Source organism: Thermocladium sp. ECH_B (assembly GCA_001516585.1).
Taxonomy (GTDB): domain Archaea; phylum Thermoproteota; class Thermoprotei; order Thermoproteales; family Thermocladiaceae; genus Thermocladium.
In genome coordinates this window covers 1-12693 of sequence record LOBW01000015.1, presented here as the reverse complement: position 1 = coordinate 12693, position 12693 = coordinate 1, and the positions used below count along the sequence as shown (strand labels likewise).

Below are 12693 nucleotides of genomic sequence, written 5' to 3'. Positions count from 1 at the left end.
CTAGTCGCCTCGCCTCAATGCCGTTACTATGCTTTCCTGATCTATTCCGACCATATCATGAACCAGGGCGGCATCNGCATTAAGCGACTCAAAGGGCTTCTCTCCCCTTAACTGGGCGATTGAACTTATTAATTGATATAGACCTGATGCACCTATTGGGAAGCCCATGGCCTTTAAACCGCCATCCATGTTGACCACCACCTTGCTCCCCGGATCAAATGCTCCATCCCTCATCAAGCGAGGAGCCATTCCCTGAGGCGAGAAACCCATGGCCTCTAAGGTCATTAATCCAATTATGCTGTACGTGTCATGCACATTAATTACGCGTATATCCTCAAGCTTCATACTTGACTCGGCCAGCGCCTGATCAACTGCTGGCTTAACTGACTCTAGCGCTGCATAGGTCTGTTTTGATGCGAAGTAGGCGGAGCCAACACCCATTCCCGCCCCACTTACCTGTATTATGGCATCCCTCTTATTGGGTTCGCTGCACACTATTATGGCTGCGGAGCCATCAACGTAGGGAGCCACATCGTATAGCCTTAATGGATCCGCCACCAACTCTGATTCCAGTATGTCCTTCATCTTAACCGCCTTCTTAAAGTATGCATTGGGGTTCTGGGCGCCTCGTTCATGCATTTTAAGGGGCCATACTGCTATATCCTCATATGAGTACTCATACTTATTCATGTACTCCCTAGCCATTATGGCGGCTTGAGCCGCCGGGGTCACTCCGAAGAAAGCCTCATACTCGCTATTGGTGGAGAACGAGATGAATTTATTTAGCTTGGTTGATGTGACCTCATGGGGCTTCTCTATGCCCACCACCATCACGCAGCCCCCCTTTAGTTTAACGTCATTCACTGCGGCAAGCATGGCTAGGCTGCTGGAGCCATCGCCGTTCTCCACCCTCATTGTCGGCACATCCTTTAATCCAATGTATTCCCTTAATACGTTTCCAGCGTTCAATTGCTCTGATGTCAATTCCATTAATGCCGATGCCATGTAGATCATTCGTATGCGAGGATTACCGGCCGCCTCCAATGCCTTCAGCGTTGATTCAGCGAATAGCTCCGTTACGCCTTTCTCGTAATGCCTGCTCGGAGGCACGGAGGCGTAACCATTTATGTAAACGTCTGTCGTAATTAACACCAACAGTCACAGAACTCAAAGGGTTATTAAACGTTTAGCCCCAAATCAATGATGAATCAGGCCTTAACTTACTACAATATTTTCATTTCATACGAGATGCTGGGAGACAGCCCCTAATGCAAACCGCGAAGCGCAGGGGTATAATCATTTTTCCTTCTCGTCAATGCTTATTAAGTAGAGCCGAGCCGGCGTTCCTGGGATAAGGATGAAGTTCGCCCTAAAATGCTCGCCTGGGCAAAGCATCATTAAGAAGGGGAAGAGAATTGCGATAATAGGCGCGGGACCAGCTGGGTTGGGCGCGGCCGGGTACCTAATATGCAAGGGATATGATATTGAGGTTTATGATAAGTTGCCGGAGCCCGGTGGGTTAACCATATTTGGGATACCGGCATGGAGATTGCCGAGGGATAATATAAGGGCTGGAATAAAGGAGTTAATAGATCTGGGGGTCGTATTTCATAATAAAGTTAAGGTCATGGGGGATGCGGATGATCATCAGGATGGGGATGAGTTCGCCGAGAAGAAGATTAGTCTCGAGGAGGTGATAAACTCATTCGATGCCACGCTAATAGCGACGGGCACGTGGAAATCAAGGGAACTCGGAGTACCTGGCGATAAGTTAAGGGGAAGCTACTTGGCTCTGGATTTCCTTTACAGGATATACGCGCATGAGAATGGGTACTTACCGCCCGAGGCGGTGTATAAGGTAGGGAACTCGGTTGCAGTAATTGGAGCGGGACTAACCGCCGTTGATGCGGCACTAGAGTCCCAAATGAAGGGCGCAAGCGATGTGGAGGTCATGTATAGAAGAACCATAAATGAGGCGCCCGCCGGCAAGGCTGAGATAAATAGATTGATCCAAAGGAATTAAATTCATTGAGTTAACAAATCCCGTTGAGGTGCTGGGGAAGGAGAGCGTGGAGGCATTAAAGCTCATTAAGATGAAGCTGGGCAAACCAGATAAATCAGGTAGACCAGCCCCAGAGCCTATACCTGGATCAGAGTACGTGGTTCCAGTGAATAACGTGATATCAGCCACCGGCGAGTTACCTACGCCTCCATTTAAGGACGGCTACGCTGGAATAAAGTTGAGGCATAATAACTCGGTGGAGGTCGACGGTAAGTTTAGAACCACTAGGAAGGGGGTATTCGCGGCGGGCGATGTCGCCACCGGTCCATCCCTAATTGGGAAGGCGCTCGCCACAGGCATAAAGGCTGCTGGCGCGATTGAGGAGTACCTGGAGACCGGTAACTGGCAGTGACTGATAAGCCTAGTTTAATATGTATTTCACGTCCTCCTCCACGTGAAGCACGGGCTCAAGGCCGGCCCTAAACAATTCCTTAGCTAAATCCTCTATTGTTGTTTCAAGCGGATTAAATACTATGTGAAGCTCGCCGGTGAACCAGGAATCGAATACTCCCCTTATGGAGTTTATCAAGTCAATATTGGGTCGACCCCTTACGCTGAGCACCAAGTGCCTAGCATAAACGCTGCATTTACATGACTCGCTGAAATCATGAGCGGCCTTATCCGTCTCTATCACCTCCTCCTTATCAATCACGTAAACATACATGGGGCCCATCATTTTACATTTGTTTAAAAATGTTAGCCAAATGTTATCCCCCTAGGGAAAAGGCACTCCTCCTCAGGTGAGGCGGAAGGGGCTTGAGCGTAAACAAATTCCTTTAAATGCCGGCCCTACAGCGTATGATGCGTGAAGCTGCTTTCTTGGAACGTGAATGGATTGAGGGCGGCGATGGGGAAGGGATTGATTGATATAGTTAGGAGCGGGGAATATGATATATTGATGTTCCAGGAAATTAGGACCAGCGAGGTGCCGCTTGATTTTCAAGTCAGCGGGTATGAGACTTATGTCTTTCCAGCTAAGCGAAGCGGTTATAGTGGAACCATGACCCTCACTAGGCTAAAGCCATTATCGGTGAAGTATGGATTGGGGATAGAGGAGTTTGATGCCGAGGGAAGGGTAATTACCCTTGAATTGAGCGATCTCTATGTCATTAATGTCTACTTCCCTAACGCCGGAGAGGAGCTGCGGAGGCTGGACTTCAAGCTTAGATTTGATGATGCATTCGAGGAGTTCCTGCTTAACCTGAATAAACCCGTTATTGCGTGCGGCGACTTTAACGTGGCTCACGAGGAGAGGGATATAGCTAGGCCCAAGGATAATCTGCATCATGCTGGATTCACGGTGGAGGAGAGGGAGAGGTTTAGTCGACTCCTGGCTAAGGGTTTCCTGGATACATATAGATTATTTGTACAGGAGGGTGGTCACTATACTTGGTGGTCATATAGATTCCATGCAAGGGAGAAGAATATTGGGTGGAGAATCGATTACTGCATTGCATCACAGTCGCTGCGGGGGAGGATTAGGAGAGCCGATATACTTGATAAAGTGATGGGGTCCGATCATGCGCCCGTGATCCTGGAAATCGACTAGATTACTTTATTTATTGGCTTTGCGGCTTGATTCCTCATGGCCAGGGTAGCCATTATTGGATTAAACGCTGGCACCGCTTACTTGGCGTATCTATTGGCTAAGGGGAATCACAGGGTCACCATGGTGGCTGGAGCCAGGGATGCGCGATTAATTGATCTGGAGCCTCATGTTAGGCATGGATTATTGAGGGACAATAGGTTATTCACGCTGGATTTTCTCTCCACCTTAATTGATGTTAGGGAGCACGATATTGAGGACACTAAAATAGATGCTCAACGCATCTGGGTTGGCGGTCACTCGCTTGGTTACTTTGACTTAATATACACGGGCACGGAGGATGAGTTAGTGACGAGAGGCAGCGGTGATGTAATTTCTTCTAGTGATCCATTCCTGGCATTGATGCATTGCATGGTTATGCGAGCAGCTGGGTTAAGCGCTGCTGTTTCAGTGGATGTGGATGAGTGGATCCTGAAGTGGAGCGGCTGCGAGCGGAGGAGCGGGGCTAATTACTTCATTGAGGCGATGAGTAGACAGCCCCCTCCTGGCGGCTTTCTCATTGGATTGGGGCAGAAATTCGTTGATGCCGGCGGATCAATTGCGGTAGTGAGGCGGGGGCTTCATGAGGTTTTGATGGGTATTGGAGAGGCTGCTAGAATAATGGACATGGGGACCCAGAGACCCATTGGCTTCGATTATGCATGGGCCGGCGGGGTGGGCGTGTATGTCATTGGCTCCATGCCTTCATCTATGAGCGGCATGTCGACTAGGCGAATGCATGCCGTCTTCGGCGAGAATGAGGTTGAGGCTAGGGTTGTCATGATGGGCGATAGGGTCGTTCATGCAATGATTGCGTCGAGGGGTTGGGGATTCACGCTGAGGGATGCAGTTGATGTCTATAGGTGGATTGGCGGGGATCCAGCTGGCTTCCTCTTTGATATTGGTAATTACCAATCACTGGGTAGGTTACGGGGGATATTTTCGTTTATTTACTGAGTAATGTATTGTCTTGTTCGATACTCGTCGCGCCGCTTATTTCCCCGTAATTGATTCGTATGCAAAACATTTATAAGAGAGGATTGTGACGCTATTATTGGTGATAATTGGTGGTGTCACTTGTCTCAATAAAGGAAAAAGAAGCCGATGAATTGGTGGAGAGATTCGGCGAGGAGGATTTATTGAAATGCATCTTCGGCCTCTCCTCAACTGAAATAGAGATCTATGGAGTGCTCAGCAGGGGGGNCACCATGACTGTCGCCGAGGTCGCTAATGCGGTGTCCAAGTCCCGCAGCACAGTCGAGAGATCACTCATAAAATTCGTGCAACTAGGCCTAGCCAATAGGAGACCCGTGCTTGCGAGGAATGGAGGCTACACCTATGTTTACTCCGTGAAGCCGCCGGAGCAAGTGCGGGGGAGACTAGTGGAACTGGTCGATGCGTTCCATGAGCGCGCCAGGGCAATAGCTGAATCCTTTCATAATATTGCCAAGGGCCAGGAACCAAAGCCCAGGAATTAATATACCTAATTAATTAGGGACTCCCTTACCTGAATCGCTCTTCCCACTATCCAGTAGTTGCCTAATTATTTCCCGCGCCTCTCTCCCAGATGATGCCTTGCCCACGAGCGATGCATTGGCAACTGGAAACATGAAACCACAGTAGGGGCACTCATGGCTCCGGGACCCCGTCCTCGCCGCTGATGGGCGACCGCATCGCGGNCAAATCAGCACTAGGTACTCCATGAGGGGTAATTCGGTTCCGCAATTAAAAACCTTAATTCATTCGGCAACCTATAAATAGGGCTGAGGAAGTCTTGGAACTCGATGAGGGCATGGATATTATCCATTGGGAATGAGTTATTGATAGGCAAGACAATTAATACTAACGCCGCTTGGTTGGCGAGGAAATTAACTGTGCTTGGGTATGAAGTGAGGAGGGAAATCTCGATACCGGATGAGGATGCGGAGGAGATTGAGGTATTCAGGGATGCCTTAAGCCGCGGAATAGAGCTCATAGTGTCGACGGGGGGTCTTGGACCCACGTTTGATGATAAGACAAGCGAATCCCTCGCCAAGGCGCTGAATAGGGAGTACGTTGTCAATGATGAGGCGCTGAATCTGGTTAAGGCTAAGTTCCTCGAGAAGGGGCTTGAATTAACTCCTCCTAGGCTGAAGCAGGCCATGATGCCGCGGGGCGCCGAGGCCATACCTAACCCCGTTGGCACTGCTCCCGGGATATGGGTGAGGGAGTGGCAATCCATAATAGTGGCCCTGCCAGGCGTCCCAGCCGAGATGCAGGGAATGTTTGAGGAACACGTGGAGCCGAGGTTAATGAGCATTGGACCTAGGCCTAGATTCGTTGAGGCGAGCTTCACAGTTAAGGGGGTGCCGGAGGCCGAGGCCGCACCAATAATAGAGAAGGCGATGAGGATGGGGAATAGGGTTTACATAAAGAGCCACCCAAAGGGGCATGAGATTGGCTCTCCATTTCTGGAGATACACGTATATGCCAGCTCCAGTAATGAGGAGGAGGCGCGGATGGAGGTGGAGAGGACCGTGAATTACTTGAGGAAGGAATTACGGAGAAGGGGAGGCGATGTTGAGTGAGTCCAATACATATAAAGGCTAAGAGGGGAAATATAGCTGACAGCGTTATAATGGCTGGTGATCCAGCTAGAGTGAAGCGGTTGGCCGACCTATTGACTCATCCACGAGTGGTTAATAAGAACCGAGGATTCCTAGTGATTACCGGGTCGAGGGGCGGCATTGATGTGACCCTTGCGGCCCATGGCGTTGGGGCGCCCTCGGCATCAATAGTTATGGAGGAATTAATTCAATTAGGGGCACGGAACTTCGTGAGGCTCGGCACCGTTGGAGGCATTCTCACAGAGCCTGGTGAGTACCTCCTGGCNAGGGGGGCATCGTATTTGCCGGGCGGGTTATATGAGCAGTACCTGGGGCGCGTCGCGTACCCGGCTTCTCCTGATGCAGCATTATTCTTGGCGTTGGCTAGATCGATGGAGAAACAAGGGCTTCGGTATAGGGAGGGCATCGTATTCAGCAGCGATGCTTTCTACGCTGAGAATAGGTTAAGCATTGATCTAGGGGGGCTAGGGATCGCGGGGGTGGAGATGGAGTGTGGTGCCTTATTAACAATTGCCGGGATAAGGGGGGTTAGGGCTGCTTGCTTATTGATAACAAGCAATAAGCTTGGGGGAAGGTTCCTCCCATCCAGCGCAATTAATGAGTCCGCGATTAGGGCTGGAGAAGCGATTATGGATGCATTTAGGGAGTTATGAGGCTTCACTGGTACCGTGAGTTATCTATTTCCTTATAACCATCTCGGGGAGTTATGGTTATCACGTCGACGCCCTCGCCGCTGGCTGGATCATGCATCATGGCTGCCTTTACAGCCCTTATTCCCAGCTTGATCGCATCATCAACATCAATTCCATCCCTATACCCATCCTCCAACACGCCGAACGCTGTCGGGGAGCCGCTGCCCGTCGAGGCGAATCTATGCTCCTCCGTGACGGAGCCATACCAATCAATTGTGTAGAGAACTGGTCCCTCCGCATTGGTTACTCCGCCAAGTATCATGTGGGCTATGAATATGTAGGGCCTGCTGGAGAACATAACCACTGATGCGTAATTCGCCAGCGTCCTTATTGGGATCGGGAGGCCGGTGCGTATCTTGTAATCCATTGCTTGAAGGGTGAGCGCCTCCAGTATCTTTTGGACATCGGCGACGCCGCCGCTCATGGTGGCCGCCACATGATCATCTATTTTCCAAATCTTTCTACCCTTCCTGTGAGCTATGTAGTACCCAGCCGTGACTCTCCTATCAGTCGCTAGAACCACTGCATCCCTAGCAACTATCCCCACAGTGGTTGTGCCGGTCTCTAGATTCTTTGTGTTTGGCTTAAGCATTCTGGGCACCTGCCTCGCTTGCCTGTTGTGGCTCTTGGCTTTGCTGCTCCTTCGGTTGTTCCTTCTTCACCGTTATCTCATCAATGAATTGGATCTTCTCGGCCCCGAACTTCTCCGCTAAATCCTCCGCTATCCTTAACTTAACGGTGCCTACCTTATCTATGAATAAGGTGCTCGGAGGCAATTTAACCGTGATCACCTTGGAGTCCTTATCCACCTTAACATCGATCTCGCTTAACTCCACGCGCGGCAAGTAAACCTTAACTATCTGCTTCGCCTTCTCCTCGTCAGTGGCCAGCTTCTTCACTATTTTACCCCGTATAATTAAGGTCCTGCCGGCCAGGGGGTGATTGAAGTCAAGTATTGCCCTGCCGCTCGATATGCTTATCACTCTTGCCTGTTGCCCATCCATCTCAACCACATCGCCTGGCTTCGGTATCTTCCCATACTTATAGAACTCCCTAATGGATAGTGTCTTGACCTTGCCTTGATCCCTCTCGCCGAACGCCTTATCGGGCGGAACCTCCACATTGACTTCGCCGCCCTCATCAGCAGCTAATATTGCTTGCTCTAATGGTTCGAATAGCTTGGTTTCGCCGACCACTATTAGGCGGGGGCCATATACCTCATCTGGATTATATATATTGGCCTGCTTCGCCACGTCCTCAACCGTGGTCTCCACTATTTTCCCATCATCTTTAGTGGTGACTGTGTACTCCAGGAGAATGTAATCCCCCTTCTGAACCATTACTCGCCCACCTCCAATTTAGGCGTCTCCTCCTCCGGTTCCTCGGACTGGGCGCGGATGATGTGAGTCACGTAGCCGGCTATCTTATTCCTTATCCTCTTGGAGGGAACCCTGGCAACTGCATTAACTAGTTCCTTATTGGCCTCGAAGTCCTTGGATGCCTTGTCCCCATATCGCGATATCAACTCTTCAGCCGCCCTCTTTATGTACCTAGGCCTTATCTTGCCCATAATTGGAGAATGAGTATCGGCGTTTATAAACATTAACTCCTACGCCTACTGAAATGAGTGTTGGCGACGTTGTCTACACGTTCCCAGAACTACGTGAGGAGGTGATAATTGATAGGCCCAATAGATTCACGGTATTAACCGGGAGCGGGGCATGTCACCTACATGATCCCGGGAGACTACTGGACCTAGTGTACCCAGGCAATAAGGTCTTGATTAGGGATTGGAGGGGGGAAAAGACCAATTGCAGGATTGCGGCGGCTTGGAGCAGCGATTCAGGGGAGTGGGTGGTGATAGATAGTGGAATACATTCCATAATAGCGTCACACTTCCTTCCAGGCAAGCTCCAGAGGGAGGTGAAGATCGGACATCATAGGCTTGACTTCCTGTGGGGAAGCACCTATGTTGAGGTGAAGGGCTGCACATTAACCATTAATGGGAAAGCACTCTTTCCCGATGCCCCAACGAGGAGGGGAACTAATCACATGAAGCTGCTCAAGGAGTTGAGGGAGGGGGGAGTTGAGGGACTCGTCATGTTCCTCGTGATGAGGAGGGCCAAGTGCTTCGCCCCGAATTGGGGAATGGATCCAGCCTTCTCCGCGGCTCTTCGTGATGCGATCAATGCCGGCGTCTCTATCTGGGTCAAGTCATTCAGGTTAAGCGGTCGAAGCATTATCTACACGGGGGACTTGGAGCTTTGCAATGATTGGGCTTCATCGACATAATGTTTATTAATTCAGCATGGGGAAGGCCCGTAATGAGCGATCAGGGACAACAATTATCGAAGGAGACCACCGTTTATCAAGTGGCTGGCGCCCAGATAATAGAGGAGTGTCCAAGAATAGTGAGGACTCTCAGCGATGAACCCATAAGGCTATTCGGGAAGTGGACGTATGAGGATGTGGTGATAAGGGATCCAGGCCTCAGGAGGTACATGTGCCTCAAGCCAATGATTCTCCCCCACACGGAGGGCAGGAACCAGAAGAGGAGGTTCGGGAAGGAGAGGATGCCCATCGTTGAGAGGCTTATGAATGCATTGCTTCACCCAGGCAAGAATGCTGGGAAGAAGCATAAGGTGTACGGCGTCGTGAAGAGGTCGTTCGACATAATTTACTTGGCGACGGGGAAGAATCCCCTCCAGGTCCTCGTTGATGCAGTCGTTAACTCCGCTCCGAGGGAGGAGGTTACGAGGGTCATTTATGGAGGAATCGCTTACCCCGTTGCCGTGGATGTAACGCCGGCAAGGAGGCTTGATATAGCTATTAGGTGGCTAGCGCAGGGCGCTAGGGAGTGCGCTCATAATAATCCCAAGCCCCTTGAGGAGTGCTTGGCCGAGGAAATAATTGCGGCGGCTGCGGGCGACTTGAAGAGCTTCGCCGTCAAGCATAGGGATGACGCCGAGAGAGTTGCGGCATCCGCCAGGTAATTAGTAATCTTTAATTATTTCCGCATTAATTTCAATCCATGGTTAACAGGTTAGTCTTGTTTCTGGAAATGCATCAACCGAGGCGCATTAATCCTCTCCTACCCTACGCCGTGAATAGGGGCTTGGAGTTATTCGATGATGGGCTGAATAGGCGGATAGCGGAGAGGGTTGCGGCTAATTCCTATCGACGCGTCTTATCCATTATCGGGGAGGCACATGAATTATATGGGAGCAGGGTGGCCATAGGGATCACCGGCACTCTCCTGGAGCAGTTGAGGCGGTGGGCCGGCGACGTGGTTACTCAATTAGGGAAACTAGCGGAGATGGGTGCCATTGAGTTAGTGGGGGAGACGTATTACCACTCGCTGGCAAGCGAGTTGGATATGGGGGAGTTCCGGGAGCAAGTCGCTATGCATGTCGAGGCAATGCGGGAGCTTGGGGCTAAGCCCATTACTGCCGAGAATACGGAATTCATCCTGAATAATAGGGTTGCGGATGCAGTTGCGGGGATGGGATTCCAGGCACTGCTTGGGGAGGGGGTTGAGAGGGTGCTTGGTTGGCGATCCCCTAATTACCTCTATAGGATTAACGGCGTGAAGCTCCTCCTGAGGAATTATAGGTTATCCGATGATGTTGGATTCAGGTTCAGCAATAGGGAGTGGGATCAGTACCCCCTCACCGCTGATAAGTATGTTGAGTGGATTAAGGCATCGCCGGGGGACTTAGTGTTCATTGGGATGGATATGGAGACTTTCGGCGAGCATCAATGGGAGGGAACGGGGATACTGGAGTTTCTTCGATGGTTCTTTAGGCATGCGAGGGATGGCGGAGTAAGGATTGAGGCGCCGAGCGATATCGTTAAGGAGCTTGAGGCGAGGGAGGGGATAAGCATTGAGCCCTGGGGCACTATTTCGTGGGCGGATAGGGAGAAGGATCTCAGCGCTTGGTTGGGGAATGAGGCTCAATTAAGGGCCTTCTCATTTCTTAGGCTCGCATTCGCAGCCGCCAAGAGGGCTGGGCGGGACCTGGAGGCGTGGAGGTACTTATCCACCAGTGATCACTTGTATTACCTGAGTGGGAAGCATGGACCGGAGGGGGCCGTTCATGGTTACTTTAGTCCAGGTAATCCGACTCGTTACTTTGATGCATTCATGGCCGCTATTGAGAGGGTGTGGAGCCACTCTACGCTTAAGTTGGGGGACGCGGAGTTGCTTGAGGCAGTGAGGGGCATTGAGTTGCCGAGCGAGGCTTGGTTCCGCATTGATTTAGGCGAGTCAAGCGTGGTTGGGAAAAGCATTGATGAGGTGGAGTCCCTTTTGCGGGAGCACGGCGATGCGCGCAGGCGGTACTGTGGGTCCGGGGATGTGGAGAGGTGGCTCACTAACTTGCTGGGGCCCATGGGTAGGAGAGTGGCGCAGGGCGTTTGTGGGCAGTAACTAGATCCTTACCCCTATTCTCCTTAATGCCTTCTCCCAATCTATCTTGAAGATTATGAAGCCGAGGACTATGAATGCCGCGCTGCTGATTATGCCTAGGTCTAGAGGCGTTAGGCCCAGGAAAGAGAGGTAATTGGAGATCATGGTTAGACCCATTAATTCCAGCGGTATCTCCACGGCGCTCTTTATTAGTTTAGCCATTATCATATATGCATTCAACTTGAGGAGTGGAGTCCTCGCCGCGCCACTGCCGAAGTAGACGTAGTCCTCCAGGGGGAAGCCGGGCAGTATTGCCAGTATGACGAGAGTTAAGTAAAAGTACCGCGTGCCGCTCACTCGCCTCAATAAGTTAATGTTCCTGTTTCGCTTCAGCCATCGCTCCATTGCGGCGCCGGCCCCATACATGACGTTCTTGGAGACCGCCGCACCGAGACCGCTTGCAATTATGGCTAGTATAATCATTGAGGGGGATGAGTCGAAGTGAATTAGGAGCGTCGTCGCTATTAGCGTGTAGGATACTCCAGTGAATGGAGTGGCGTTCGCGGCGAAGCTAACGGCGAATATGGCTAGCAATAAGTAGGCGTAATCCACCATTTATATCGCTACAAACCGGGGCACGAATGGATTAATAATTGTGTCNCGCAACTTCTGGTCCATCAATTCCTTAATTNAGGGAAACTGATGAGGAAACCTTTATTAAAAAGTAAAACGATAAATCATTATGCATAAAATGGAGAGGCCTGGGCAATCTAGTGCAGTGGAGATAGCATTAATAGTTCCTGTCTTAATAGGTGGACTCTTGATATTCCTATTATTATCCTCTAATTACATATATCCAGCGGGTTCCGATGTCAATGCTTTTCAATTACAAGCAATGTCTCAATCACTGATCAACTATATAATTACGAGCCCAGGCACGCCAAGCAATTGGGGACTCAACGCGACGAACTTGACGAGCTTTGGCCTGGCGGTCAATTATAATACGACGGGCTTAATTGGTTATGGGCAACCATATCAATTAGATCCATTTAAGGTATTACAACTAGTTTATTGGGACTACGCTGAAAATGCCAGCGGCGCATTATCCAGCAGCAATACCCAAGGCACCTGCAACGTAACGGAACTAAGTAAAAATGGAGTGAGCAGCATAGCGTTAAATAATGGTTGGCTCTTCATGCCCGGCTCCATATCCTCATGGATGCTTAATTATACTGTAGTTAAACGCATGCTTGGCCTCAGCAATCAATACGATTTCTTATTAATAATAAAGCCGCTATTAAGCATACAAGTGATTAATTTCCCTCCTAGTCCAGGATCAT

15 protein-coding genes and 2 pseudogenes are annotated in these 12693 nt (G+C 50.4%); 10 read left to right on the top strand and 7 right to left on the bottom strand.

What is annotated here, in order from left to right; all coding sequences use genetic code 11:
- On the bottom strand, positions 1–1152 hold the full coding sequence (locus tag AT710_03160; GenBank protein ID KUO92477.1) for an acetyl-CoA acyltransferase: 1152 nt from the start codon (positions 1150–1152) through the stop codon (positions 1–3).
- A 205-nt stretch (positions 1153–1357) separates the two neighbouring features.
- Between AT710_03160 and AT710_03155 the strand changes: the two are divergent.
- A pseudogene (locus AT710_03155) lies at positions 1358–2414 on the top strand (glutamate synthase).
- Positions 2415–2423: 9 nt separating this feature from the next.
- On the opposite strand, the gene AT710_03150 reads toward AT710_03155, so the two are convergent.
- Positions 2424–2726: a hypothetical protein gene (locus AT710_03150; GenBank protein ID KUO92476.1), complete on the bottom strand. Its 303-nt coding sequence runs from the start codon at positions 2724–2726 to the stop codon at positions 2424–2426.
- A gap of 141 nt (positions 2727–2867) precedes the next feature.
- On the opposite strand from AT710_03150, the gene AT710_03145 reads away from it, so the two are divergent.
- The 3 genes from AT710_03145 (at position 2868) to AT710_03135 (ending at position 5125) form a co-directional block, all read left to right on the top strand.
- Positions 2868–3611 carry an exodeoxyribonuclease III gene (locus AT710_03145; protein KUO92475.1) on the top strand — a complete coding sequence of 248 codons (744 nt, stop codon included), beginning with the start codon at positions 2868–2870 and terminating at the stop codon, positions 3609–3611.
- 36 nt (positions 3612–3647) lie between these two features.
- Positions 3648–4604 (top strand): hypothetical protein, encoded by a 957-nt coding sequence (locus AT710_03140; protein KUO92474.1) that lies wholly within the window; start codon positions 3648–3650, stop codon positions 4602–4604.
- A 107-nt stretch (positions 4605–4711) separates the two neighbouring features.
- Positions 4712–5125 carry a hypothetical protein gene (locus AT710_03135; protein KUO92473.1) on the top strand — a complete coding sequence of 138 codons (414 nt, stop codon included), beginning with the start codon at positions 4712–4714 and terminating at the stop codon, positions 5123–5125.
- Positions 5126–5134: 9 nt separating this feature from the next.
- On the opposite strand, the gene AT710_03130 is transcribed toward AT710_03135, so the two are convergent.
- Positions 5135–5350, bottom strand: a complete 216-nt coding sequence (locus AT710_03130) for a hypothetical protein (protein ID KUO92472.1) — start codon at positions 5348–5350, stop codon at positions 5135–5137.
- A gap of 81 nt (positions 5351–5431) precedes the next feature.
- Here AT710_03130 and AT710_03125 point away from each other — a divergent pair, with 81 nt between their 5' ends.
- Together AT710_03125 and AT710_03120 are read left to right on the top strand one after the other, a co-directional pair.
- Complete coding sequence (locus AT710_03125) at positions 5432–6214, top strand: damage-inducible protein CinA (protein ID KUO92471.1); 783 nt, start codon at positions 5432–5434, stop codon at positions 6212–6214.
- On the top strand, positions 6211–6906 hold the full coding sequence (locus AT710_03120) for a hypothetical protein (protein KUO92470.1): 696 nt from the start codon (positions 6211–6213) through the stop codon (positions 6904–6906). Before AT710_03125 ends, AT710_03120 begins: the two co-directional genes overlap by 4 nt.
- A 4-nt stretch (positions 6907–6910) precedes the next feature.
- Here the strand turns inward: AT710_03120 and AT710_03115 are convergent, their stop codons facing one another.
- From AT710_03115 to AT710_03105, 3 genes are read right to left on the bottom strand one after another with little or no spacing between them, the layout of a single operon-like run.
- Positions 6911–7537 (bottom strand): proteasome subunit beta, encoded by a 627-nt coding sequence (locus AT710_03115; GenBank protein KUO92469.1) that lies wholly within the window; start codon positions 7535–7537, stop codon positions 6911–6913.
- Complete coding sequence (locus AT710_03110; protein KUO92468.1) at positions 7530–8285, bottom strand: peptidylprolyl isomerase; 756 nt, start codon at positions 8283–8285, stop codon at positions 7530–7532. Before AT710_03110 ends, AT710_03115 begins: the two co-directional genes overlap by 8 nt.
- A complete protein-coding gene (locus tag AT710_03105; protein KUO92467.1) occupies positions 8285–8515 on the bottom strand; it encodes a hypothetical protein in 231 nt (76 codons plus the stop codon). Before AT710_03105 ends, AT710_03110 begins: the two co-directional genes overlap by 1 nt.
- A 53-nt stretch (positions 8516–8568) precedes the next feature.
- Here AT710_03105 and AT710_03100 point away from each other — a divergent pair, with 53 nt between their 5' ends.
- The 3 genes from AT710_03100 to AT710_03090 all read left to right on the top strand — a co-directional run bounded on the left by AT710_03100 (position 8569) and on the right by AT710_03090 (position 11374).
- The gene (locus AT710_03100) at positions 8569–9237 is read left to right on the top strand and encodes a hypothetical protein (protein KUO92466.1); all 669 of its coding nucleotides are present in this window, start codon (positions 8569–8571) and stop codon (positions 9235–9237) included.
- Between the two features lie 116 nt (positions 9238–9353).
- Positions 9354–9938: a 30S ribosomal protein S7 gene (locus tag AT710_03095; protein KUO92496.1), complete on the top strand. Its 585-nt coding sequence runs from the start codon at positions 9354–9356 to the stop codon at positions 9936–9938.
- A gap of 38 nt (positions 9939–9976) precedes the next feature.
- Positions 9977–11374: a hypothetical protein gene (locus AT710_03090; GenBank protein ID KUO92465.1), complete on the top strand. Its 1398-nt coding sequence runs from the start codon at positions 9977–9979 to the stop codon at positions 11372–11374.
- Here the strand turns inward: AT710_03090 and AT710_03085 are convergent, their stop codons facing one another.
- The gene (locus AT710_03085; protein KUO92495.1) at positions 11375–11965 is read right to left on the bottom strand and encodes a hypothetical protein; all 591 of its coding nucleotides are present in this window, start codon (positions 11963–11965) and stop codon (positions 11375–11377) included.
- A gap of 130 nt (positions 11966–12095) precedes the next feature.
- Between AT710_03085 and AT710_03080 the strand changes: the two are divergent.
- Positions 12096–12693, top strand: a pseudogene (locus tag AT710_03080).